Below are 23,299 nucleotides of genomic sequence, written 5' to 3'. Positions count from 1 at the left end.
GGCTTACTGTCAAGCCTCGCGAAAACGGGGTATGTTGCGTGTCGTGACGGACACGGTCGATTTAGCCGCGGTGATGGGCCGCAACGCGCGAGAACTACGTGGTGACGCGAACCTCGACGATGTCGCCAAGCTGGCGCGGGCATGCGGCTTGAACTGGGGCACAGGGCGGATCTCGGACCTCGAACACGGCAAGGTGTCACCAACACTGCCGACGCTGGTCGCTTTGGCTCTGATTTTCTCGGAGCTGCTCGGCCGGCCCGTGACATTGGGTGACCTCGTTCGCGCCGATGAAAACATCGCTGTCACAACACGAATTAGCGTCACAAGCGACGAACTGCGCGGCTACTTGTCAGGAGACGCCGTTACGGCGGCCGACCAAATCCGACATAAGGCCGGCGCGACTTTGCACTCGGTAGTCAGTGGCGACTACCGCAAAAACTGGCCCACCCGCCTTCAATCGGTGCCGAAGGGCGCCACTATGCGGATGCTCGGAGAAATCGGCGAGCCCGAAGAACGACTCGCCCGTGAGCTCGGCATCGACCGTGCGCGACTTGCCGCCGAAATGTTGGCGCTGTGGCGCCGATCTTTCAGCGCCGAGCGCGACTTTCGAGCAGGTGCGGAGGCGAATGCGCAGAAGAAGGGGCGCGTGGCCCGCGCCCTGAAGGCCGAGTTGAAAGCGGTGCTCGATGGCGACGATTAGCAAGTATCAAACAGCTAACGGTGCAACGCTTTACCGTGTCCGATACCGCACCCCGGATCACCGCCAGACCGATAAGCGCGGGTTCAAGACGAAGCGCGCCGCCGAGGCATTCGCCGCCGAGGTCGAGGTGTCAAAGATGCGCGGCGAGTACATCGCACCGGCACTCGGCAAGATCACGGTCGCTGAACTATCGAGCGTATGGCTTGGCCGCAAACAGCAAGCCACTGCACCGAGCAACTACCGGATGATTGAGTCCGCATGGCGAGTCCACGTCCGACCACGCTGGGGCAGGGTCAGCGTGGTCGACGTCGACGTTCTCGCCATCGAAGCGTGGGTGACCGAGATGGTCCGCGAGGGGGCCGGCGCCACGACGGTTCTTCGCGCACATGGGGTCCTGTCAGGCATCCTGACCGATGCGGTCAAAGGGAGACGCCTGGCGGTCAACCCGGCCAAGGGCATCGAAGGGCTACCGCGAAAGTCAGCCAAACGCCACATCTACTTATCGTCGGATGACGTCGCGCGCCTGGCCGACGAAGCCGGCGATCACCGCGCGCTCGTATTTACGCTGGCCTACTGCGGCATCCGATGGGGCGAGGCTGTGGCGCTACGAGTGCGGGACATTGAGTTCCTGCGACGGCGGCTATCGATTCATGAGAACGCCGTGCAGCTCGGCGTGGACCACGCAGTGGGGGCGACCAAGGGCCGCAAGGCGCGGTCGGTGCCCGTTCCCACGTTCGTGCTCGACGAACTGTCAACGCTGTGCGCCGACAAGGCCGGGAACGCGCTCGTGTTCACCGGCAAGGAGGGCGCGGGGTATCTCCCACGCCCCAAGTCGTCGGGCGGATGGTTCGCCGCGGCGGTGAAGCGCTCCGGCGTCCAGCACATCACACCGCACGACTTGCGACACACTTGCGCATCCCTCTCGGTCAGTGCCGGCGTCAACGTCTTAGCGCTACAGCGGATGCTCGGACACACGTCGGCGAAGGTCACCCTCGACACCTATAGCGACCTGTTCGACGACGACCTCGATGCGGTCGCGGTCACGCTTCATAGCCGGTACTCGCGCTCAAGTGTGGGCAAAGTGTGGGCAGAAGATGAGCAGACCGTGGCGCAGCAAACATAAAAATAGCCCCTCACCTGGGTTAGCAGGCTCGGGGCTATGGCGGTGGCGGAGGGATTTGAACCCTCGGACGGTTTTAGCCGTCACACGCTTTCGAGGCGTGCTCCTTAGGCCGCTCGGACACGCCACCGCCAAGGAGCTTACCGGGCCACCCCGGTCTCAACCCAATCGCTGCCGGGCGAAGAACTCTTCCAGCGGCTCGGCGCACTCTTCGGCAAGCACTCCGCCGCGCACTTGGGGCCGATGGTTGAGCCGTCGGTCACGAACCACGTCCCACAATGAGCCGACCGCGCCGGTCTTGGGCTCCCACGCCCCGAACACCACGCGAGCCACCCGGGCCAGCACCAGCGCGCCGGCGCACATGGTGCATGGTTCGACCGTGACGGCCAGCGTGGCGCCTTCCAGCCGCCAGCCGTCGCCGAGCACACCGGCCGCCGCCCGCAACGCCAGGATCTCCGCGTGCGCGGTGGGATCGCCCAGCACTTCGCGGGCATTCACCGCCCGGGCGAGTTCAGTGCCGTCGGCTGCGATGACAACCGCGCCGATCGGCACATCACGTGGCCCGGCCGTCCCAGCGACCGCCAGGGCGGCACGAATCAGATCTTCGTCGCGAATCACCGACCGCGACCCGCTGCGCCCGAGTCAGTCCAATCGTGTCGACCCGCTGCGCCCGGCTTCGCCGCGCTTGCGATCGCCACGGCCGCGCTTGCGATCACCGACCCAAGCGGTCGATCACCGCCGACAACTGGTCGGCGAAGCCCATCTCCCGGGCGATGCGGCCCAGTTGCTCGTCGGCGTACAGGTCGGTCTCGTCGAGAATGACCCCAAGCACCGCCTCCGGCAGCCCGATGTCGGACAGCAGGCCCAGGTCTCCCTCCGCGAACGGATCGGTGTCCTCGAGGTCCTCCGGGTCGATATCAGCGTCCAGGTGGTCCAGCACCTCGTCGGCGATGTCGTAGTCCAGCGCGGCGGTGGCATCCGACAGCAGCAACCGGGTGCCTGACGGCGCTGGGCGCACGATGACGAAAAACTCGTCGTCCACGTCCAGTAGCCCGAACACCGCTCCGGCGCTGCGCAGCTCACGCAGTTCGGTTTCGGCGGCCGAAAGACTGGTCAGTGCTTTGGCGCCCAACGGCGAACAGTGCCATTTGCCTTCTTCGCGCACGACCGCCACGCCGAAGCCGTCCGGAGTGTCCGTTGACGGGCCTGCTGCTGAAGCCCGTTGTGCGCCCATGGCCGCTTACGCTAGTCGCTGAGCTGGTCCCCTGGCCAGACGAGGGCCGTTAGGCGGCGCGCAACCCCGTTAATCAGGTGGTCGGCGACCCGCTGCGCCCGGCTCACGCCGCACTTGCGATCGCTAGGCCGGATGGGCTGCGACCGCGCCGGGGGGCGAACTATGCCAACCTTGAACTGTGGCGAACAGACCGGTGTGCGTGCTGGGCCTGGGTCTTATCGGCGGCTCCATCTTGCGAGCTGCCACCGCAGCGGGCCGCGAAGTGTTTGGCTACAACCGCTCGGTCGAGGGCGCCCACGGCGCCCGTGCCGACGGGTACGACGCCATCACTGACCTCAATGAAACGTTGGCGCGCGCCGCGGGCAGCGATGCCCTGATCGTGCTGGCTGTGCCGATGCCGGCCCTGCCGAACATGCTTGCCCACATCCACGACTCGGCGCCCGACTGTCCGCTCACCGACGTCACGAGCGTCAAGACGGCGGTCCTCGAGGAAGTCGCCGCGGCCGGTCTGCTGGCGCGCTTCGTCGGTGGTCACCCGATGACTGGCACCGCGCACTCGGGTTGGACGGCGGGTCACGGCGGGTTGTTCAACCGGGCGCCCTGGGTGGTCAGTGTGGATGACCATGTAGACCCCGAGGTCTGGTCGGAAGTGATGACGTTGGCGCTGGACTGCGGCGCGGTGGTAGTACCGGCCAAGTCGGACGAGCACGACGCCGCCGCGGCCGCAATCTCGCACTTACCGCACCTACTCGCCGAGGCACTCGCCGTCACCGCAGCCGAGGTTCCCCTTGCTTTCGCGCTGGCCGCTGGTTCATTCCGGGACGCCACCCGGGTCGCGGGCACTGCTCCCGACCTGGTGCGCGCCATGTGCGAAGCCAACTCCAGCCAATTGGTGCCCGCTACCGACCGGATCATCGACCTGCTCGGCCGAGCCCGCGATTCACTCGCACACAACGGTTCGGTAGCCGACCTCGCCGACGAGGGCCACGCGGCACGCACGCGCTACGAGAGCTTCCCCCGACTGGACATCGGCAACGTCGTCATCGGCGCAGGCAATTGGCGCCAGCAACTCGCCGCCGCCGGCCGTGCCGGCGGAGTGATCAGATCCGCTCTGCCAACCCTGGATAGTCCACGATGAACCCGTCGGCATCGACGGTCACGGTGGTGTCGGCCACCGGCGAACGCAACTTTATTCCGTCGAGACGGCCCTCGCTGGTGTAGCTCACGGTGGCTGCATCGACGGACATCTGCGGCACGTTCACATAGACCATCGGCAGGACAACCGAATCCGCCCGCTCGTGGATCCCGAGCCGCCGGATCGGCAGCGCATTGAAAAACGGGCTGAAGACCAAGTCGACATCAAGGGCACCGTTGTAAGCGGCCCGCCGTTCGCCTTGGTGGTCGGTGATCAACCACATGTTCTCCTCGTCGCGAGCGATGGCGAGCTGCCGCTCCCGCTCAGCAAGCGTGACAGTCAGGCCCAACCGCTTCGTGGCGCCGGACTCATCGGTTTGCAGTTCGTAGAATGCGCCGAACGCGGGGTTGCTTGCGGTGGCCGCGGCCACGATGCGCCCGTTGGCGCGGATTCGCTTGCCGGACAACTGGATTCGTACTGATTCCATACGCGAGACGTCCTGCGCTCGCCAGGTCAGCATCTGCGGCCAAACGCTAGTAGTCGGATCAGAGGGGGCTGGTGTCACACCCCTACCGTATGACGTGTTCGTCGACCGTGGCAGCTTTGCCCTCAACTGCGGCGTCATCGTGACGATGTGAGCGGCGCTTGATCTCGATTGTCACGACCCGCTGCGCCCGGCTGCTCGCCGCGCTTGCGATCGCGACTGGTCCAGCTCAGCCGTCCGGTGCCCGGCACCGACGTCCACACCACCAACGCCAGCAGGCCATCCAGGATCAGCGCCAGCGCGGCCACCATCACCGCGCCAACCAGGGCGATCTGGAACTGTCGCTCTTTGATCCCGTCGATCAGATAGCGTCCGAGCCCACCGAGGCTCGCGTAGGCAGCGACCGTCGCGGTGGCGACCACTTGCAGCGTCGCGTTCCGCAGGCCACCCAGGATCAGCGGCAGCGCATTAGGCACCTCCACGCGCAGCAGGACCTGGAGTTCGGTCAGTCCCATCGCCCGCGCGGCGTCGACCACCAAGGGATCGACACTGGCGATCCCCGCATACGTGCCGGCCAGCAGCGACGGGATGCCCAGCAGCATCAGCGCCACAATCGGCGGTCCCAGGCCCAGCCCGTACAGCAGCACGCCCAGCAGCAGAACACCCAGCGTCGGTAGTGCGCGCAGACCGTTCACCACGCCCACCATGAGCAGTTGCCCACGACCGGTGTGCCCGATGATCATCCCGATGGGAACAGCGATGACCGCCGAGGCGATCACGGCCAGTGCGGTGTACTCGAGATGCTCGAAGGTGCGGACGGCCAGGCCGGCCGGGCCAGTCCAATTGCTCGCGGTTGTCAGGAACGATGCCGCCTGGCCGATGAAGTTCATCGGGCACCGCCTACCAGCGGGGATTTGATCCGGCGCGTGCGCGTCGCCCGCTCCCACGGCGTGACCAGTCGGCCCGCCAGGCTGAGCATCGTGTCGACAACGACGGCCAGCACGAAAATCGCGATGATGCCGGCCAGGATCTGGTCACTCTTGTTGGTCTGGAATCCTGCGGTGAACCAGGTGCCGAGACCACCGATGCCGATCACCGAACCCACCGAAACCATCGCGATGTTGGTCGCAACCACGACCCGCAATCCGGCGATCAGAACCGGAATCGAGAGTGGCAGTTCGACTTTCACCATTCGCGCGATGGGCGCGTAGCCGACGGCGGTGGCCGCGTCGCGCACCTGGGCCGGTACCGCGTCCAGAGCCTCGAGAACTGCTCGCACCATCAGCGCGGTGGTGTAAGCGCTCAGCGCGACCATCACGTTGGCCTCGTCGAGGATCCGGGTTCCGAGGATCAACGGCAAGACTACGAACAGTGCCAGCGACGGGATCGTGAAGACCAGACTGGCGGTCGCCGTGGTCAGTCGGCGAAGCGTCGGGGCGCGTTGCACCAGCAGGCCCAGTGGCACCGCGATCGCCAGCCCGATCAGAACCGGAACCAGCGACAGCCGCAGATGAACCAAAGTCAGCGCCCACGCCGTTGCCAGGTGGGTCAGCAAGTAATGCATCAGCGCTGCCGCCTGGCTTCCACCGCGGCCAGCACATCGGCGGCCAAGATGCCGCCCACGACCTTGTGCTCGCGATCCACCGCCACACCCACCGACGTCGGCGATGCCAGGGCGGCATCCAGTGCCTGGCTGAGGTTGCCCTCGACATGAAACACCGAACCCACGGACGTCATGGTCTGCGACAGCGGTTCACCGGCCCGGTGCCGGCGCAGGCCCTCAGCATCGATCCAGCCCATCGGCTCACCGGCATCGACCACCAGCGCCCAGCCGTCCGGCGGTTGCACGCTCTCCAGGTCACTGGCGGCGACCTGCTCGATGTCGTGCATCGGTAGCCCGGCCGCGTTGATGAGTTGCAGCCAGCGGTATCCGCGGCCCAGCCCGATGAACTTCGCCACGAAATCGTTGGCCGGACGCGACAGCAGTTGGGCTGGTTCGTCGTATTGTTGCAACTTCCCGCCCGACCCGAACACCGCGACCTGGTCGGCCAACCTGAGTGCCTCGTCGATGTCGTGGGTGACGAACACGATGGTTTTGCGCAGTTCGCCTTGCAGACGCAGGATTTCGTTCTGCAGCACGTGCCGCACCACGGGGTCGACGGCGGAGAATGGCTCGTCCATCAGCAGGATCGGCGGGTCGGCCGCCAGCGCCCGTGCCACCCCGACGCGTTGCTGTTCGCCGCCGGAGAGCTGTGCGGGATACCGCGTTGCAAGCTTGGAATCCAAGCCGACCCGCTCAAGCACCGCATAAGCCGCTTTCCGGGCGGCGCGCCGCGACTGGCCCTGCAGCACGGGCACGGTAGCCACGTTGTCGATCACCCGTTGATGTGGCATCAGGCCGGCATTCTGGATGACGTAGCCGATGCCGCGTCGCAGCTTCACCGGGTTGACGGCCGACACATCGGCGCCGTCGACGGTGATGGTGCCCGAGTTCGGGTCGATCATCCGGTTGATCATGCGCAGCGCCGTGGTCTTGCCGCATCCCGACGAACCGACGAAGATCGTCAACTTGCCCTCGGGGACGTGCAGGCTGAGCCGGTCGACAGCCGTGGCCCCATTGCCGAATACCTTGCTGACATCGTCAAAGGTGATCAAATACAGCCCTCACGATCCGATAGGGTGATCGAAACCGTTGTCGTGCACCCATTTCCGAGCGGCCTGATCGGGGTCGACGCCGCCATTGCCCGAGACGGCGGCGTTGAGCTCAGCGACGCCCTCGGTCGTCAGCTTGGCCGACACTGCATCCAACACGTCCTTGAGTCGATCCGACTTCTTCTGCGAATTAACCAGCGGGACAATGTTTCCCGCCAGGAAGTTGTGTTCCGGATCCTGCAGCACCACCAGGTGATCCTGCAGAATCGACGGCGATGTGCTGAAAATGTTTGCGGCAGTCACCTTTCCCTCCACCAGCGCCCGCACCGTCACCGATCCACCGCCATCGTTGATGGTCATGAAATTGCCCGCGCTGATGTCGAGTCCGTACTTCTGCCGCAGCCCAGGCAATCCGGACGGCCTGGCCTGAAACGCCGACGGCGCCGCGAACTGCACCTCGGCCGAATGCGCGGCCAGGTCTGCGATCGTTTTGAGGTTCCACTTGGCGGCGGTGCCACCGGTCACGGTGACGGTGTCGGTGTCAGAGGCCGGCGACGCAGTGAGAATCGACAGGTCACCGGGTAGGCGCTGGTAAAGCTCTAATTCGACGGCGTCGAGCAGGGTCGCTTTGGAGTTCGGCTCGAAGTAGAGCAGCAGATTGCCGATGTACTCGGGCACCAGATCGACCGAATGGTCTTTGAGCGCGGGGATATACGTCTCACGGCTCCCGATACCCATCCGTCTTCCGACATCGAAGCCGTTGGCCTGCAACACCTGTGCGTAGATTTCGGCAACGATCTCAGATTCGGGGAAGTCGCCCGAGCCGACCACGATGGATTTCGGGCTGCCCGTGGCCGATCCGAGCGGATCGGAATTTCCGCACGACGCGACCAGGCACACCGTCGTCAGCAACACTGCTGCGGCGAGTGCCGCGCGTCGCAGCATTCTCACGTTGCCGACACTATCCCGAGCGATGGCGCGGCGCTGCGGTCGCGGGGCATCAAAGACTTTCCCCGCCGTTTGGTTTCATTCCGCGCGGGATGGGAAGAAGATGGATGTTATGAGCAGCAATTCCCCCGGCTCGCCCCAGCCTTCCGGCCCGGCCGTGCCCAACCAGCCCCCACCGGTGCCGCCGCGCCCCCCTGCGTCCCGGTCCCGTGCCAGGGCGAAGGATCCCGCCGCCAAACTCACCCGGGCGGGCGCCTTGTGGTCGGCGCTGATTGCCGGCTTCCTGATTTTGATTCTGCTGTTGATCTTCATCGCTCAGAACACGGGATCGGCGGCGTTCCAGTTCCTCGGCTGGCACTGGACCCTGCCGCTTGGTGTGGCGATCTTGCTGGCCGCGGTAGTCGGTGGATTGATCACCGTGGCCGCCGGCACTGCGCGGATCGTTCAGTTGCGGCAGGTGGCCAAGAAGAACTTCGCGGGCCCGCGTTAGGCCCCGCTAGGTCAGCCTGGCGATCTCCGCCAAACCGCGCGAGATCAGCGGCGCCACCACCTCGGGTGCGTCATCGGACGCATCGTCTTTGCCATCGGCTTGCTCTGACATCCGCCTACGGAAGTCGATACCCGCGGCGATGATGGCCAGCTTGAAGTACGCCAGTGCCATGTAGAACTCCCACTGGCCGAGCGAGTGGCCCGACACCAGCGAGTACCGGTCCGCAAGTTCGTCGGCCGATGGCAGCAGCGGCGACGTCCAGGCGGCCTGTGTGTCGATGATCAGATCCAGCGCAGGGTCCCGGTACACGCACATCAGCGCGGCATCGCTGATCGGGTCGCCGAGCGTGGAGAGCTCCCAATCCACGACCGCACGGACCTTCGTCGGGTCGTCGGCATCCAGGATGGTGTTGTCGATCCGGTAATCGCCGTGCACGATCGCCGTCTGACTTTGCTGTGGAATGGTCTGCTGCAGTGCCGAATGCAGTCGCGCGACGTCGTCGTCGCGGCGGTCGTCGGGCAGACGAACCAGTTCCCATTGCGAACCCCACCGGCGCACCTGACGTTCCAGATAGCCGCTGGGTTTGCCGAAATCGCCCAGTCCGACCGAGTCCGGGTCGATGCTGTGCAGGTCGACGAGCACCCGGATCAGCCCGTCCACGCAGCCGTCGATGGCGCGACGGCCCAGCGATTCGAGCTGAGCCCGCCGCCGCACCACTTGCCCGGCAACGAATTCGACGATCTGGAAGGGCGCGCCCAGCACTGAGTCGTCGTCACACAGGGCAACCGTGCGCGCCACCGGGACCGGGGTGTCCTGAAGCGCGGCAACGACTTTGTATTCGCGGCCCATGTCGTGTGCCGACGGGGTCAGTCCGTGCAGCGGCGGACGCCTGACCAACCAGCTTGTGGCGTCGTCGTACACGCGGAAGGTCAGGTTGGAGCGACCACCCGAGATGAACTCGCCGCGGAGGTCTCCGTCGCGCGCTATGCCGAGTGAACGCAGGTACCCGTCCAGCGCAGGCAACTCGAGCCCCTCGAGTCGGTCAACCGAAGTCACCGGACTTGTTTACCACCGTTGATTGCCCGACGGTGGTCCAGGCACGGTGAAATTTGCCGCTCCGACGGGCGTCCAGATGCGTGCCCGGCAAACTGAGTCTCCGGCAGCACGTCACCACCGCTGGTTTCGCGGCAACAGGTCCCACACGTGATCGGTGGCGTTGACCGTCGCAACCGTCGCCTGACCAGCGCGGGAAAACAGCAGTCGGGTCACCGACGCGTAGTCGATGGGGAACGACAGCAGCCGGGCGGTACCCAGAATCTCGTGCAGCACCAGGTTGATCACCCCACCGTGGCTGAATACCGCGATCGTCTCGTCCGCGTCAGCGGCCGCCACCAGATCGTCTATCGCCGCCTGGACCCGCGCCCGGAAGGCGTCCTCGTCGACAGCGCTGGGCAGTTGACCCTGCGCCATGCGCGCCCACTCCTCGGGAAACTCGGTGCGAATCTGCTCGACCGGGATGTAGGACTGCAGATCGCGGTCGTACTCAGCGAGCCGGTCGTCGATCTCGATGGTCAGCTCAGTGGCCGCCGCGACCGGCTCGGCCGTCTGCACGGCACGGCGTTGCGGGCTGCTCACCACGCGCGAGATCGGAAACCGCGCCAGCGCCTCGGGCAGCCTCGCTACCTGCTGGAATCCCACGTCCGACAGGTCCGGGTCAGAACCCTGACCGTGTTCGCTGCGCAGCGGCAAGGCATGCCGGACCAGGAGCAGTTGCATGCGCCAAGCCTCGCATGAGCCGTCAGCGTCGCCGCCACGCTGGTGGAGAATGCTATTCTCCTGGTGGAGATCGGAGTGTGCGGAAGATGACGATTGCGGGCGGAACCGAACTGGATCCCGGAATTCTAGGCCGTTGGCTCGACTCGGCCAGTGCGCCTGGCCCCGGCGAACAGCCGGTGCTCGAACAGCTCAGCGGCGGCTCGCAGAACACCCTCTACCTGGTCAAACGCGGATCGGAACGGATGGTGCTGCGCATGCCCGGCCCCCGGGCCGACGCCGCCCGGATCGACGGCCTGCTGCGCGAGATCCGGTTGGTGCGGGCTCTGTCGGGAACCGACGTGCCGCACGCGGAACTGATCGCTGCCGACGAGACCGGCGCGGTTCTCGGCCTGCCGTTCTACGTCATGCAAGCGATCGACGGCTGGAGCCCCATGGACGGCGGCTGGCGCCAACCCTTTGACACCGATCTCGTGGCCCGGCGCGAGTTGGCGTTCCAGCTGGTCGAAGGGGCCGCCAAGCTCGGCCGAGTGGACTGGCAAGCACAAGGTCTGGCAGGCTTCGGCCGCCCGGATGGGTTCCACGATCGCCAGGTCGACCGCTGGCTGGCATTTCTCGACGCCTACAAAGTGCGCGAACTGCCCGGCCTGGACGAGGCGGCGGACTGGCTGCGCCGCAACCGGCCCGCGCACTACACGCCCGGCATCATGCACGGCGACTACCAGTTCGCCAATGTGATGTTCGCGCATGAGCAAACGGCCCGGCTGGCCGCGATTGTGGACTGGGAGATGACCACCGTCGGTGACCCACTGTTAGACCTGGCGTGGGCACTGCTGGGCTATGACGGCGAAGAACCGCGAGGCGACGGGTTCTACCTGGACATGCGCGGCATGCCCCGACGCAGTGAGTTGCTCGACCACTACGAGTCGGTCAGCGGACTGTCCACCGAGCACATCGACTACTACCTGGTGCTGGCGAACTGGAAGCTCGGCATCGTGCTGGAGAAGACGTACGCCGCCGCGGTGCGGACCGGACCACAAAGCGGAATAGTCGATCCCAAGATCAAGGACGCATTCGGAGCGATGATCCCGGGCCTCATCGCCACCGCGGCCGAGCTCGCCCGGTCGAGCGGGGGGTGACGTAATGGGTTATGCAGATCGGCTTTTCGATCTCACCGATCAAGTGGTGCTGATCACCGGCGGCAGCCGTGGACTCGGCCGTGAGATGGCGTTCGCGATGGCCCACTGCGGGGCCGACGTGGTGATCGCCAGCCGCAACATGGACAACTGCGTGACCGTCGCCCGAGAGATCGAAGAGGAAACCGGCCGCACAGCACTGCCCTATCAGGTCCACGTGGGTCGCTGGGATCAACTCGACGGCTTGGTCGAGGCAACTTACGACGCGTTCGGCAAGGTCGACACGTTGATCAACAACGCCGGCATGTCCCCGCTGTACGACAAGCTGACCGACGTCACCGAGAAGCTTTACGACTCGGTGTTCAACCTCAATCTCAAAGGGCCGTTCCGGCTTTCGGCCTTGGTGGGCGAACGGATGGTCGCCGCCGGCCGCGGCTCGATCATCAACGTGAGTTCGGCTGGGTCACTACGCCCGTCGCCCGACATCATTCCGTACGCGTCGGCCAAGGCGGGCCTCAACGCGATGACCGAAGGCTTTGCGCGTGCCCTCGGACCCAGCGTGCGGGTCAACACGTTGATGGCCGGACCGTTTCTGACCGACGTCAGCAAGGCCTGGGGTCTAGATCAGCGCGATACCAACATGTTCGGGCACCTGTCGCTCAACCGTGCCGGCAACCCTCCCGAAATCATCGGCGCCGCAATATTTCTGGCCTCTGATGCGTCCAGTTTCACCACCGGTTCGATCGTGCGGGCCGACGGCGGTATTCCCTAACCCTGCTTTGCGCGCGAAAGGAATATTCAGATGACGTGGGACTTCTCCACCGAGCCAGAGTTCGAGAAGAAACTCGAGTGGGTCCGCGAGTTTGTCCGCGAGGAGGTCGAACCGCTCGAAGTGCTTTTTCCGGGCTGTGAATTCCTGCCACTGAACGACGAGCGTCGCCGCATTGTCGACCCACTCAAACAGCAGGTTCGCGACCAGGGCTTGTGGGCGCCGCATTTGGGCCCGGAACTGGGCGGCCAAGGCTTCGGCGCGGTGAAGCTGACGCTGATCAACGAGATCCTCGGCCGCAGCCCCTGGGCGCCAATCATATTCGGGACACAGGCCCCCGACACCGGCAACGCCGAGATCCTTGCGCGCTTCGGCACTCAAGAACAGAAGGACCGCTACCTGGACGGCCTGCTGTCCGGTGAGATCTTCTCTTGCTTCTCCATGACCGAGCCTCAGGGTGGCGCCGATCCGCGCGTCTTCAAGACCCGTGCGGTGCGGGACGGCGACGACTGGGTGATCACCGGCCGAAAATTTTTCTCCTCCAACGCTTCCGTCGCGTCGTTCTTCATCGTCGTCGCGATCAGCGATCCCGACGTCCCGGTCCACCATGGCGCGTCGACCTTCCTCATCCCCGCGGGAACAGCGGGCCTGAACATCGAAGCCAACCACCATCTGGTGGGATCGGATCCACACGAACCGGGCCATTCCCTCATCAGCTACAACGACGTGCGGGTAGGACCCGAGGCGCTACTCGGGGAGGCCGGTCAAGGCTTCCTGATTCTGCAGACCCGACTGGCCGGCGGGCGCCTGCATCATGCGATGCGCTCCATCGGAATCGCGCAGCGCACCGTCGAGATGATGTCGCGCCGGGCGAAAAGCCGCTTCACACAAGGAAGTCCGCTGGCGGACAAGCAACTCGTGCAGGAGTTCGTCGCCGACTCCTACACCGAGTTGATACCGTTCCGGCTGACCGTCCTGCACGCCGCCTGGTTGATCGACAACGGCGACGAACGGGCTGCCCGCGCCGAGATCGGCGCCTGCAAGATCCTCGCCTCTCAGGTGCTCAAATCCATTGCGCTGCGGGCGATTCAGGTGCATGGCGCGCTCGGTCTCAGCGATCAGCTTCCACTGGTCAACGCACTGCTCGGCGGGATCGCACTGGGCCTGGCCGACGGGCCGACCGAAGCTCACAAGGTCAATCTGGCCCGGATGCTACTCAAGGGCTACGAGGCCGAAGAGGGCGAGTGGCCCAGCGAGATGCTGGAAAATCGTCGCGAGGCCGCCCGCAAGAAGTACGCGGGAATCATCGATCGTGTTCCGGCGCTGCCTGATTCGTCATGACGAGTAGAGTCACCGCGGCCGTGGAGCGGGCCCTCGACGATCGGCAGCGCGAAGCCACCGAGGAGGTGGAGCGGATCTTGGCCGCCGCGGTCCGGGTCATGGAACGGGTCGCGCCGGACCCACCCCGGGTCAGCGACATCGTCTCGGAGGCCGGTTCGTCGAACAAGGCCTTCTACCGCTATTTCGCCGGGAAGGACGAGCTGATCCTGGCGGTGATGGAGCGTGGGGTGGCGATCGTGGTGTCCTACCTCCAGCATCAGATGGCCAAGGCGGATCGTCCGGCCGGCAAGGTCGAGTGCTGGATTGAGGGCACACTGGCCCAGGTGGCCGACCCACACCTGATCAGCATGAGCCGTGCGGCGGCGGGCCAGATGTCGAATTGGCTTGTCACCGACCGGGAGATGTTGCGGCCCCTGCGCGATCTGCTCATCGAACCGGTTACCGAGTTGGGTAGCTCCGACGTCAATCGCGACGTCGAGGCGGTTTACGGTTGCACGGTCGCAACGATGCGGCGATATGTGGGGTCGGCCGAACGGCCGGGCCGAGAAGACATCGAGCACCTGGTGCGGTTCTGCCTGCTCGGGTTGGGAGTCGGTTGATGCGTGCGATCCTCTGCAATGCCTACGGTCCACCCGAGGACCTGGAGTTTTCCAAGGTGCCCGACCCTATTCCGGCACCGGGCCAGCTTCTGGTGCGAGTGCACGCGGCGGCGGTCAACTTTCCCGATGTGTTGTTCATCGCGGGCAAGTACCAGGTCAAGATTCCGCCGCCGTTCATACCGGGCAACGAGATTGCCGGCGAGGTGGTAGCCGTCGGCGCCGGAGCGACGGCCAGTATTGGGCAACGAGTGTTCGGTACCACGTTCGGAGCATTCGCCGAACTGGCACTGATCGACGCGACGCTGGCGCAATCGGTGCCCGAAGGCGTCGACTTCGCTTCTGCCGCTGCGTTTGGCGTCACCTACCGGACCGCCTATCACGCGGTGCGATCCGTGGCCCCGGTCTCGGAGGGCGACTGGGTGGTGGTGCTCGGGGCGGCGGGCGGAGTAGGTCTGGCCGCTGTCGACCTGGCAGTGGCAATGGGCGCCCGAGTGCTGGCAGCGGCGTCGAGCCCGGAAAAGCTCGAGTTGTGCCGACAGCGCGGGGCCGAGGCCACCGTCGACTATGACAACGAGGACCTCAAGCTGCGCATCCGCGAACTCACCGGCGACAAAGCCCGCGTCGCTCTCGACCCGGTGGGCGGCTCCTACGCCGAGCCCGCGTTGCGGGGGCTGGCACGGGGCGGCACCTTCGTCACCCTCGGCTACGCCGCTGGAACCATCCCGGCGATTCCGCTCAATCTTGTGATGCTCAAAGACGTCACCATTCGGGGCATGGAGATCCGCACCTTCGCGAACGACTACCCGGACGAGTGCGCACGCGACCTGGCCGAGCTGTCGCAGATGTTCGCCGACGGCAAGATCCGGCCATACATCGGCGCCCGCTTTCCGCTGCCCGAAACCGCTGCGGCACTGAGGTATGTCGCCGACCGCAAGGTGCTGGGCAAGGTGATCATCGACGTCGCGTGACCATGCCGAGCGCCAACTGACTACGGCGTGACGATGTTGAAGTTCGGGTCCGGCTGATCCAACACCGCGAGCAGCGACTGCAGCGCCGACTGGTCTCCCGACAGCTCGAGCCCGGGCGAGGTGAAGTCACCGATCGCCACCAGCAGCAGCCGGAACTTGTTGGCCAACTGCACGGTGGCCGACGCTGTTTCGGGATCCGCGGGCGCTCGGCGGTGCACGAGCACGCCGTTACGCAGTGCCAGTCGGTGGTTGACACCAAGGTCGGCGAACGTGATGTCGATGGTGATATCCAGGTCCCAGCTACGCGGACCGTTGACCCGGATCGCGAGACCGTCGAAGACCTGCTCCGGTGTCAGCTGAGACAGCAGGCTGGGCGAAGTGGCTTGCGATGCGGTACCGAAATTGGCCACCCGCAGCTCGGTGGCACCACTCATGAAGAAGTTTCGCCACGTCGCGCACTCGGCGCCATAGCCCAACTGTTCCAGCGTGTCCCCGTACAACTCGCGCGCGCCCGCGTGATGCTCGTCGGTGAACATCGCGTGATCGAGTAACGTTGCGGCCCAGCGGAAATCGCCGGAATCGAACGCGGCACGGGCCAACTCGACGACTCGGTCAATCCCACCGATGGCCTCCACGTAGCGTGGGCCCAGCGCTTCGGGCGGGTGCGGCCAGAGGCGACCCGGGTTGCCGTCGAACCACCCCATGTAACGCTGATACACGGCCTTGACGTTGTGGCTGACCGACCCGTAGTACCCGTGCGCATGCCACGCCTGCTCCAATGCCGGTGGCAGCTCGAACATTTCGGCGATCTCGACGCCCGTGTACCCCTGGTTTAGCAAGCGCAGCGTCTGGTCGTGCAGGTACGCATACAGGTCGCGCTGGAGCGAGAGGTACTCGACGATGCGGTCGCGGCCCCAGGTCGGCCAGTGATGGGAGGCGAACACCACGTCGGCCCGGTCGGCGAACGCGTCGATGGCCTCGGTGAGGTAGCCCGACCAAGCATGCGGGTCGCGCACCAGCGCGCCGCGCAACGTCAGCAGGTTGTGCAGGTTGTGGGTGGCGTTCTCGGCCATGCACAACGCTCGGAATTGCGGGAAGTAGAAGTGCATCTCGGCAGGCGCTTCGGTGCCCCGCGCCATCTGGAACTCGATCTCCACACCGTCGATGGTGTGGGTCTCCCCCGTCTCGCGAATGTCGACCGTCGGCACGATCAGCGCGACCTCGCCGGTGGACGGCGTCTGGCCGAGCCCGCAACCCACCTGCTCCAACGGCCCGCGGTCCAGCACCGTCCCGTACATGTAGGTCGCGCGCCTCGTCATGGCCGGACCGGCGTAGACGTTCTCCTGAATGGCATGTGCGGTGAAGCCTTCCGGCGCCAGCACCGCGACCTTGCCTGCATCCACGTCGGCTTGCGAGGTGACGCCGAGTACGCCGCCGAAGTGGTCGACGTGGCTGTGGGTGTAGATCACCGCGACGACGGGCCGGTCACCGCCGCGGTTGGCACGGTAGAACTCCATCGCGGCAGCGGCTACCTCGGTGGATACCAAGGGATCGATGACGATAACGCCGGTGTCACCCTCGATGAAGGTCATGTTGGAGAGGTCGAAACCGCGGATCTGATAGATCCCCGGTACCACTTCGTAGAGGCCCTGTTTGGCGACCAGCGCGGATTGCCGCCACAGGCTGGGGTGCACCGAAGTCGGGGCCGGGCCGTCCAGGAATGCGTAAACGTCGTTGTCCCACACCACCCGACCGTCGGACGCCTTGATGACGCACGGCGACAGCGCGGCAATGAATCCGCGGTCGGCGTCGTCGAAATCCCTTGTGTCATGCAGCGGTAGCGAGTGCGTGCTGTGTGCGGACTCGATGGTTGCGGTAGGAGGCTTGTGATCCACCGGCAATACCTTGCCATTAACGACGAGCGCCCGAAAGGTCTTCCGGTGGGGTCCCGCCGTCCCGCCGGGTTAACAATGCCGAAACTAATTCTTCGATGAACCTAGACCTTGGGTCTAGTTAACCCGCATACTGCCGAAGCGGTCTGCAACGAGGGTGGATCGCTACATCGGGCAAAGGAGCACACGTGAATCGTGGACTGACAGTCGCGGTAGCCGGCGCGGCCATTCTGGTCGTCGGACTTTCTGGCTGTTCGGACAAGAAATCGAGTTCGGGCGGCGGATCCTCAAGCGCAGCAACATCGGCCAGCAGCGGCGGCGGGTCCGGCACCAAGGTTCTCATCGACGGAAAAGACCAGGCCGTAAGCGGCACAACCGTCTGCACCACGGTGGGCGGCACGGTCAACATCGCGATCGGCGGAGCGGCGACCGGCATCGGCGCGGTGCTCTCCGACGCAAATCCTCCGGACGTGAAGTCGGTTGCGCTGGGCAACGTCAACGGCATTTCCCTCGGCTACGCGCCGGGCACACCGGACGCGAGCGCATCTGCCACCAAGAATGGCAACGCTTACAAGATCAGCGGAACCGCCACCGGGGTGGACATGGCCAACCCGATGCAGCCGGTCAAGAAGTCGTTCGAAATCGACGTCACCTGCTCGGGCTAACTACCCGAAGCAGTTAAGAGCGGTCGCAAGCGCGGGCGGTTGCCATTCATTAGCTAGTGCCATTCACTAGCTTGTCAGTGGCAACCGCACCGCGAACTCGGTGTGGCCGGGTGCACTGGTTACCGTGATCGTGCCGTTATGCGCTTTGACGACTGCGGAAACGATCGCCAGACCCAGCCCGGTGCTGCCACCTTTTCGGGAGCGCGACGTGTCACCGCGTGCGAACCTCTCGAACACTTCTGACTGGAGCGCCGCGGGAATGCCGGGCCCGTCATCGATGATCTGCAACAGCGTGTAGGTCGGTGCGGCGCTGAGTCGAGTAGTTATGACGGTGCCTGCGCCGGTGTGAATGCGGGCATTGGCAAGCAGATTCGCCATCACCTGATGCAATCTGGCCTCGTCCCCAGTGACCACCACCGGTTCAGCAGGCAGGTCGAGTTCCCACTGCTGGTCCGGTCCGGAAATGTGTGCGTCGCTGACCGCGTCGACCGCCAGTCGGGACAAATCGACCGGTTCACGTTCCAGCGGCCGGCCCGAATCCAGGCGCGCCAGCAGCAAAAGATCCTCGACGAGGCGGGTAATCCGCCCGGTCTCCGACGCCACCCGACTCATCGCATGCGCGACCGCCTCGTCGTCTCCACCGGACTTGCCCATTCGTTGTGCCAGTTCGGTATAGCCGCGAATCGCGGCCAGCGGTGTACGCAGTTCGTGGCTGGCGTCCGCGACGAACTGGCGGACCCGGGTTTCGCTGGCTTGCCGCGTCGACAATGCGGCGGCGATGTGGTCGAGCATCCGGTTGACTGCCAAGCCGAGTTGCCCCACCTCGGTGTCGGGATTGGCGTCGGGTTCAGGCACCCGGACCGGCAGTTCGACTTCACCACGGTCCAGGGGCAATTCGACGACTTTGGTTGCGGTTTGCGCGACTCGGCGCAACGGTGCCAGCGCCCGGCGGATGATCACTACGCCGGCGGTGGTGGCAGCAACCAGTGCGATCAGGGTGACGATGCCGAAGATGATCAGCATCCGCAGCTCGGTGGCGTCGATGTTCGCCATCGACAAGCCGGTGACGATGGCGTCCTCTTGGTTACGGCTGGGCGCGGCGACGAGGCGATAGCGGCCGAGGCCGTCGAGGTTCAGGGTCACCGGCGAGCGACTGCCGGCGATCTGTTCCAGCTGGTGTTGGGCGGTGGCGGACAGGGCCGCCCGCGCACCACTGCTGGTCAGATAACCGGAGTCGACCGTCCTGCCGCCGCTGATCACGGCCGCGACCATGCCGGCCGGCTGCCCAGGGGCATCGAGAAACCTGGGCCCAGGACCGATCGTCTTGGGGTAGCGCGGTTCATGCCGCCGATGAGGCGGTTCGGGATACAGCAGCGACGAGCGGTACGAGGTCCCGCTGAGTTGACTGTCGAGTTGTGCCAGCAAATGGTGGCGCAACGCCAGCTCGGTTGCCGCGGTGATCCCCACACACACGATGGCGAGAACGGCGACCTGACCGACCAGCAACCGCAGCCGCAACGACCAGACGCGCGGCCGCCTAACGTGCCGGCTTGAGGACATAGCCCGCGCCGCGCAACGTATGGATCATGGGTTCACGACCGCTGTCGATCTTCTTGCGCAGGTAGGAGATATAGAGCTCGACGATGTTGGATCGACCGCCGAAGTCATAGCTCCACACCCGGTCCAGAATCTGCGCCTTGCTCAGCACCCGCTTGGCGTTGCGCATCATGAACCGCAGCAGCTCGAATTCGGTGGAAGTCAACGAGATCGTCTCGCCGCCCCTGGTCACTTCATGACTGTCCTCGTCGAGGACCAAGTCCCCAACGACCAGTTGAGCGCCGCTGTCCACCGTCGTCACCCCGGTGCGTCGCAGCAGTGCGCGCAACCGCAGCACGACCTCTTCGATACTGAAAGGCTTGGTCACATAGTCGTCGCCACCGGCAGTCAATCCGGCGATACGGTCTTCGACCGCGTCCTTGGCCGTCAGCAACAACACCGGCAGGCGCGGATTCTCTTGGCGCAGCTTGTGCAACACGTCGAGGCCGCTCATATCGGGCAGCATGACGTCCAGTACCACCACATCGGGGCGCTCGGCACGGGCGGTTGCGATGGCCGACGAGCCGTCACCGGCGGTCGCGATGTTCCAGCCCTCGTAGCGCAAGGCCATCGACACCATTTCCGCGAGCACGGGTTCGTCATCCACCACCAGCACGGTGACCGGTTGGCCGTCAGCACGGCACATGACCACGCGCTCGACGGAAGTTCTGGGAGCCGACACGAATTCCAGTATCCGCGCACGGATTAGGCCGACGCTATGGCATCCCTGTGTACGTCCTGTGAAACGAAAACGGTCGCGTGACCACTACTGCGATCACGCGACCTTTTCTTACTGGCTCGAGAGGTTCCCCGAGGGGCACCGCGATTAGTACCAGTTGCGCCTGCCGGCGACCGGGCGGCCGACTGAGCCCATGGCCCACATCACGGCACCGACGACGAGCAAAACCACGCCGAGCACGGTCAAAATATGCACACCAAACACAAATCCAAGAACGAGCAAGATAGCACCGACGGCAATCATGGCAATTTTCCTTTACCTAGCAGGGATGTGATCAATTGACGGCATAGCACTGGGTTGGGGCAAACGAGGCGCACGGCAATCCTTTACTTTCGGATTTACGCCCATGTAATTAAGTGGCCCGGCGATTACCGTCACTGCGACGGTTCCCGCTGAGGCACAGCTGGTTTCCTGACCTTTGAAGTAGTCGCGCTGCCAAGCCGCGAGGACCCCGATGAGTAACCAAACCAGCACAATTGCGCCGATAAATCCGCGACCTCTCACCATAGCGACCTCCGTTGATCCCGAAACAATTCCCGTGGGGTGAGGATGGCCCGTTGTACTCGTGCCTAAACATGAAAATGGCGCGTATTCTTGCGCGCAGTGCGCGACTCGGTGGGCGCGGCGCTAATTTTCTTGGACGCCCGGTTGATCGGCGAGCCAGGCCGCCGCTCGCCGTTTCGATGCGCGGGACAACCACGCATCCTGGACCAGTTCGGCCAACTCGGTCACACCGATCTCGCCGAGTCGGTTGGCCCGCACCAGCACAGAAGGATGCCCGTCGAAATGGGCGGTGGTGAAGAACGGCGACGCCGGGTCCTGGACCAGTGCGAGTTTGTCGCTCTCCGACTCCACCCAGAGCATGATGACGTCGGTGTAGCGCTCGCCGGTCACCGGATCGGCGGCGTCAGGCTGCGGGGTTCGGAAGAACACGAATGACTTGCCGCCCACCTGGTAGATCGAGTTTCCCTTCGGCCCTTCCAATCGCTTGACGTAGGGCATCGACGACGCGATCTGGTGGACTATTCGGGAGCCTCCCGGGCGCCGTCGATCGGCCATGCCGCGACAATACGCCGGCATGACGGGTGCGTCGGTAACATGAGGCGACAAGCATTGTGGTGAAGGGAGATTGGGCAGGTTGGTCGATACCCTTTTCGCCGACGTCTCCGAATATCAAGTGCCGGTGAACGACTCGTACCCATACCGGGTGCTCTCCATCCGCGTCTGTGACGGCACGTACCGGGATCACAACTTTGCGCGCAATTACGCGTGGATGCGCGCGGCAATAGACAGTGGCCGACTGACATTCGGCATCGTTTACACCTACGCCCGGCCGAATTGGCAGGCCAATGCCAATACGGTCCGGGCAATGATCGACGCCGAAGGCGGATTACATCCACGCGTGTCGTTGATGCTCGACGTCGAATCGGGAGGTAACCCGCCGGGTGACGGTTCGAGCTGGATCAACCCGTTGTACTGGAATCTGGCCGATTACGCCGGCTCGGCTGCACGAATCATCGGCTATGCCAACACCTATGACTTCTTCAATATGTGGCGGGTCCGACCGGCCGGCCTCCGCGTGGTAGCGGCGGGGTACGGGGCGAATCCGAATCTGCCCGGACAGGTCGCGCACCAATACACCGACGGGAACGGCTACAGCCCGAACCTGCCGCAGGGCGCGCCGCCTTTCGGCCGGTGCGACATGAATTCCGCCAATGGACTTGCACCGCAACAATTTGCCGCGGCTTGCGGTATCTCGACGAACGGAGGATGGCTGATGGCACTGACTGCCGACGAGCAAGCTGAGCTGTTGACGAAAGTCCGCGAAATCTGGGATCAACTGCTCGGGCCGGATGGGGCGGGCTGGCCGCAGCTGGGAAAGAACAGCGCCGGCGCGAATCTCACACCGGTCGATGCCATCGCCGCGATCAAGAAGGACGTGGAGAAAGCTCCGAACTAGCTACCAGGCGCGAAAATCGCTGCTGCACAGTCGAACTTGAGGTCAGACCGGTGCATCGGTCGGACCGGAAACTAACGCTAATGTCCGGTCAAAATCAAACCGATCGCTGCGCCGACACGAACAGAGTCGGTGGCAGCGGGTGCTCCTCGCTTCCCGCAACCGTGCGGTCGTAGCGGGTCATCAGTTCGGGGAAGTCCACCGCCGAAGCCTCCCAGCCATGTTCACGCAACCAGCCGGGGAGCGCGGTGCGCTCCTCGGGGTACCAGAGATCTTCCACGTTGGGAATCTCCGCCTCGACCAGTCGCGCCGCCACGGCCCGCATCCGTTGCATTTCCTCGCGCTGACGCTGCAGCAGTTCAGGATCGATTGCACCGTCGTCGGGAACGTTGGAAGCGAGCCAACTACCGGGCGCGCTGAGTGCATGTATCCGCTCGAAGAGCAGGTCTTGGGCCTGCGCGGGCAGGTAACGCACCAACCCCTCGGCCGACCACGCCGTCGGCTTGGCCGGGTCGAATCCCGCGTCTTGCAGCGCCTTCGGCCAGTCTTGACGCAAGTCGATGGCCACGTTGACCAACTTTGCGGTCGGATGCGCGCCGTGCTGCTGCAGTGTGGCGCTCTTGAAGTCGAGCACTTTGGGCTGGTCGAGTTCGTAGACGACGGTGCCGTCAGGCCACGGGAGCCGCCAGGCGCGCGCATCCAGCCCAGAGGCAAGGATCACCACCTGCCGAACTCCGGCGTCGGCGGCGCCGAGGAAGAACTCGTCGAAGAACGCAGTCCGCGTCGCCATGAAGTCGACCATCATCCGCGCGCGCTTGGCCATCTCGGGCTCGATCTCGCTGGCCTGCGCCAGCAGCGAGGGATTCGCGTAGATGCTCCACATCCCCTCGCCGGCAGCGTCGACGAACACCCGCGCGAACGGGTCCCTGATCAGCGGATTTTCGCTCTCGGTCTCGGCGGCCCGCGCTGCGGCCACACCGAGGGCGGTGGATCCGACGCTCTGAGTGATCTCCCAGGAATCGTTATCGGTACGCGGCATCGCATTCCCCGTTCGACAGATAGTGAGTTATGCAAACTATTCTTCCCGCCGCCGGAGCCCGG

Annotated in this window: 27 protein-coding genes and 1 tRNA gene; 11 read left to right on the top strand and 17 right to left on the bottom strand. The window is 64.9% G+C overall.

The genetic code is table 11. The annotated features are described in order from the left end of the window. Window positions 1–43: 43 nt before the first annotated feature. Both ACZY1I_RS27075 and ACZY1I_RS27070 read left to right on the top strand, forming a co-directional pair. Window positions 44–700 carry a helix-turn-helix domain-containing protein gene (locus tag ACZY1I_RS27075; RefSeq protein WP_463759748.1) on the top strand — a complete coding sequence of 219 codons (657 nt, stop codon included), beginning with the start codon at window positions 44–46 and terminating at the stop codon, window positions 698–700. Then, complete coding sequence (locus ACZY1I_RS27070; protein WP_463759745.1) at window positions 687–1,823, top strand: tyrosine-type recombinase/integrase; 1,137 nt, start codon at window positions 687–689, stop codon at window positions 1,821–1,823. The genes ACZY1I_RS27075 and ACZY1I_RS27070 overlap by 14 nt, the downstream gene beginning before the upstream one ends. Window positions 1,824–1,860: 37 nt before the next feature. On the opposite strand, the gene ACZY1I_RS27065 is transcribed toward ACZY1I_RS27070, so the two are convergent. From ACZY1I_RS27065 to ACZY1I_RS27055, 3 genes are all read right to left on the bottom strand, one after another. Further along, window positions 1,861–1,950, bottom strand: a tRNA-Ser gene (locus ACZY1I_RS27065). 29 nt (window positions 1,951–1,979) lie between these two features. After that, complete coding sequence (locus ACZY1I_RS27060; RefSeq protein WP_463759740.1) at window positions 1,980–2,438, bottom strand: nucleoside deaminase; 459 nt, start codon at window positions 2,436–2,438, stop codon at window positions 1,980–1,982. Window positions 2,439–2,532: 94 nt separating this feature from the next. Then, window positions 2,533–3,054 (bottom strand): tRNA adenosine deaminase-associated protein, encoded by a 522-nt coding sequence (locus ACZY1I_RS27055; protein ID WP_463759736.1) that lies wholly within the window; start codon window positions 3,052–3,054, stop codon window positions 2,533–2,535. 193 nt (window positions 3,055–3,247) lie between these two features. Between ACZY1I_RS27055 and ACZY1I_RS27050 the strand changes: the two genes are divergently transcribed. After that, window positions 3,248–4,192, top strand: coding sequence for a prephenate dehydrogenase (locus ACZY1I_RS27050; protein WP_463759921.1), 945 nt, complete (start codon window positions 3,248–3,250; stop codon window positions 4,190–4,192). Here ACZY1I_RS27050 and ACZY1I_RS27045 read toward each other — a convergent pair. From ACZY1I_RS27045 to ACZY1I_RS27025, 5 genes are read right to left on the bottom strand one after another with little or no spacing between them, the layout of a single operon-like run. Next, complete coding sequence (locus ACZY1I_RS27045; RefSeq protein ID WP_463759734.1) at window positions 4,155–4,754, bottom strand: putative glycolipid-binding domain-containing protein; 600 nt, start codon at window positions 4,752–4,754, stop codon at window positions 4,155–4,157. The genes ACZY1I_RS27050 and ACZY1I_RS27045 overlap by 38 nt on opposite strands. A gap of 56 nt (window positions 4,755–4,810) precedes the next feature. After that, a complete protein-coding gene (locus tag ACZY1I_RS27040; RefSeq protein WP_463759731.1) occupies window positions 4,811–5,563 on the bottom strand; it encodes an ABC transporter permease in 753 nt (250 codons plus the stop codon). After that, window positions 5,560–6,237 (bottom strand): ABC transporter permease, encoded by a 678-nt coding sequence (locus tag ACZY1I_RS27035; protein ID WP_463759729.1) that lies wholly within the window; start codon window positions 6,235–6,237, stop codon window positions 5,560–5,562. The genes ACZY1I_RS27040 and ACZY1I_RS27035 overlap by 4 nt, the downstream gene beginning before the upstream one ends. Then, the gene (locus ACZY1I_RS27030; protein ID WP_463759726.1) at window positions 6,237–7,328 is read right to left on the bottom strand and encodes an ABC transporter ATP-binding protein; all 1,092 of its coding nucleotides are present in this window, start codon (window positions 7,326–7,328) and stop codon (window positions 6,237–6,239) included. Before ACZY1I_RS27030 ends, ACZY1I_RS27035 begins: the two co-directional genes overlap by 1 nt. Before the next feature lie 9 nt (window positions 7,329–7,337). Then, window positions 7,338–8,270 (bottom strand): ABC transporter substrate-binding protein, encoded by a 933-nt coding sequence (locus ACZY1I_RS27025; protein WP_463759918.1) that lies wholly within the window; start codon window positions 8,268–8,270, stop codon window positions 7,338–7,340. Window positions 8,271–8,385: 115 nt separating this feature from the next. On the opposite strand from ACZY1I_RS27025, the gene ACZY1I_RS27020 reads away from it, so the two are divergent. After that, the gene (locus ACZY1I_RS27020) at window positions 8,386–8,763 is read left to right on the top strand and encodes a LapA family protein (protein ID WP_463759724.1); all 378 of its coding nucleotides are present in this window, start codon (window positions 8,386–8,388) and stop codon (window positions 8,761–8,763) included. A 6-nt stretch (window positions 8,764–8,769) separates the two neighbouring features. Here ACZY1I_RS27020 and ACZY1I_RS27015 read toward each other — a convergent pair whose 3' ends face one another. After that, window positions 8,770–9,819 carry a phosphotransferase family protein gene (locus ACZY1I_RS27015; RefSeq protein WP_463759722.1) on the bottom strand — a complete coding sequence of 350 codons (1,050 nt, stop codon included), beginning with the start codon at window positions 9,817–9,819 and terminating at the stop codon, window positions 8,770–8,772. Window positions 9,820–9,930: 111 nt separating this feature from the next. Then, window positions 9,931–10,539, bottom strand: a complete 609-nt coding sequence (locus ACZY1I_RS27010; protein WP_463759720.1) for a histidine phosphatase family protein — start codon at window positions 10,537–10,539, stop codon at window positions 9,931–9,933. Window positions 10,540–10,625: 86 nt separating this feature from the next. Here ACZY1I_RS27010 and ACZY1I_RS27005 point away from each other — a divergent pair, with 86 nt between their 5' ends. The 5 genes from ACZY1I_RS27005 to ACZY1I_RS26985 are packed head-to-tail and all read left to right on the top strand — an operon-like array spanning window position 10,626 to window position 15,349. Then, on the top strand, window positions 10,626–11,675 hold the full coding sequence (locus tag ACZY1I_RS27005) for a phosphotransferase family protein (protein WP_463759718.1): 1,050 nt from the start codon (window positions 10,626–10,628) through the stop codon (window positions 11,673–11,675). 4 nt (window positions 11,676–11,679) lie between these two features. Further along, window positions 11,680–12,444: an SDR family NAD(P)-dependent oxidoreductase gene (locus ACZY1I_RS27000; protein ID WP_463759716.1), complete on the top strand. Its 765-nt coding sequence runs from the start codon at window positions 11,680–11,682 to the stop codon at window positions 12,442–12,444. 30 nt (window positions 12,445–12,474) lie between these two features. After that, on the top strand, window positions 12,475–13,782 hold the full coding sequence (locus ACZY1I_RS26995) for an acyl-CoA dehydrogenase family protein (protein ID WP_463759711.1): 1,308 nt from the start codon (window positions 12,475–12,477) through the stop codon (window positions 13,780–13,782). After that, complete coding sequence (locus ACZY1I_RS26990) at window positions 13,779–14,381, top strand: TetR/AcrR family transcriptional regulator (protein WP_463759707.1); 603 nt, start codon at window positions 13,779–13,781, stop codon at window positions 14,379–14,381. Before ACZY1I_RS26995 ends, ACZY1I_RS26990 begins: the two co-directional genes overlap by 4 nt. Continuing rightward, window positions 14,381–15,349 (top strand): NADPH:quinone oxidoreductase family protein, encoded by a 969-nt coding sequence (locus ACZY1I_RS26985; RefSeq protein ID WP_463759705.1) that lies wholly within the window; start codon window positions 14,381–14,383, stop codon window positions 15,347–15,349. The genes ACZY1I_RS26990 and ACZY1I_RS26985 overlap by 1 nt, the downstream gene beginning before the upstream one ends. 20 nt (window positions 15,350–15,369) lie before the next feature. Here the strand turns inward: ACZY1I_RS26985 and ACZY1I_RS26980 are convergent, their stop codons facing one another. Further along, window positions 15,370–17,250, bottom strand: a complete 1,881-nt coding sequence (locus ACZY1I_RS26980) for an alkyl/aryl-sulfatase (protein ID WP_463759702.1) — start codon at window positions 17,248–17,250, stop codon at window positions 15,370–15,372. A 179-nt stretch (window positions 17,251–17,429) separates the two neighbouring features. Between ACZY1I_RS26980 and ACZY1I_RS26975 the strand changes: the two genes are divergently transcribed. Next, a complete protein-coding gene (locus tag ACZY1I_RS26975; RefSeq protein WP_463759700.1) occupies window positions 17,430–17,906 on the top strand; it encodes a lipoprotein LpqH in 477 nt (158 codons plus the stop codon). A 66-nt stretch (window positions 17,907–17,972) separates the two neighbouring features. Here ACZY1I_RS26975 and ACZY1I_RS26970 read toward each other — a convergent pair whose 3' ends face one another. The 5 genes from ACZY1I_RS26970 to ACZY1I_RS26950 all read right to left on the bottom strand — a co-directional run bounded on the left by ACZY1I_RS26970 (window position 17,973) and on the right by ACZY1I_RS26950 (window position 21,300). Continuing rightward, window positions 17,973–19,466 (bottom strand): sensor histidine kinase, encoded by a 1,494-nt coding sequence (locus tag ACZY1I_RS26970; protein ID WP_463759697.1) that lies wholly within the window; start codon window positions 19,464–19,466, stop codon window positions 17,973–17,975. After that, window positions 19,444–20,148: a two-component system response regulator TcrX gene (tcrX, locus tag ACZY1I_RS26965; RefSeq protein WP_463759915.1), complete on the bottom strand. Its 705-nt coding sequence runs from the start codon at window positions 20,146–20,148 to the stop codon at window positions 19,444–19,446. The genes ACZY1I_RS26970 and tcrX overlap by 23 nt, the downstream gene beginning before the upstream one ends. A gap of 180 nt (window positions 20,149–20,328) precedes the next feature. Next, the gene (locus tag ACZY1I_RS26960) at window positions 20,329–20,484 is read right to left on the bottom strand and encodes a DUF6131 family protein (RefSeq protein WP_463759694.1); all 156 of its coding nucleotides are present in this window, start codon (window positions 20,482–20,484) and stop codon (window positions 20,329–20,331) included. Between the two features lie 12 nt (window positions 20,485–20,496). Then, complete coding sequence (locus ACZY1I_RS26955) at window positions 20,497–20,748, bottom strand: hypothetical protein (protein ID WP_463759691.1); 252 nt, start codon at window positions 20,746–20,748, stop codon at window positions 20,497–20,499. Window positions 20,749–20,868: 120 nt separating this feature from the next. Then, on the bottom strand, window positions 20,869–21,300 hold the full coding sequence (locus tag ACZY1I_RS26950; protein WP_463759689.1) for an MmcQ/YjbR family DNA-binding protein: 432 nt from the start codon (window positions 21,298–21,300) through the stop codon (window positions 20,869–20,871). A gap of 79 nt (window positions 21,301–21,379) precedes the next feature. On the opposite strand from ACZY1I_RS26950, the gene ACZY1I_RS26945 reads away from it, so the two are divergent. Beyond that, window positions 21,380–22,201, top strand: coding sequence for a hypothetical protein (locus tag ACZY1I_RS26945; protein ID WP_463759685.1), 822 nt, complete (start codon window positions 21,380–21,382; stop codon window positions 22,199–22,201). Between the two features lie 94 nt (window positions 22,202–22,295). On the opposite strand, the gene ACZY1I_RS26940 is transcribed toward ACZY1I_RS26945, so the two are convergent. Further along, window positions 22,296–23,237 (bottom strand): class I SAM-dependent methyltransferase, encoded by a 942-nt coding sequence (locus ACZY1I_RS26940; protein ID WP_463759683.1) that lies wholly within the window; start codon window positions 23,235–23,237, stop codon window positions 22,296–22,298. Window positions 23,238–23,299 lie beyond the last annotated feature (62 nt).

Source organism: Mycobacterium sp. IDUB_37 (assembly GCF_055419245.1).
Note: the sequence above shows the minus strand (reverse complement) of the source record. Positions and strands in the feature narration are given on the sequence as shown.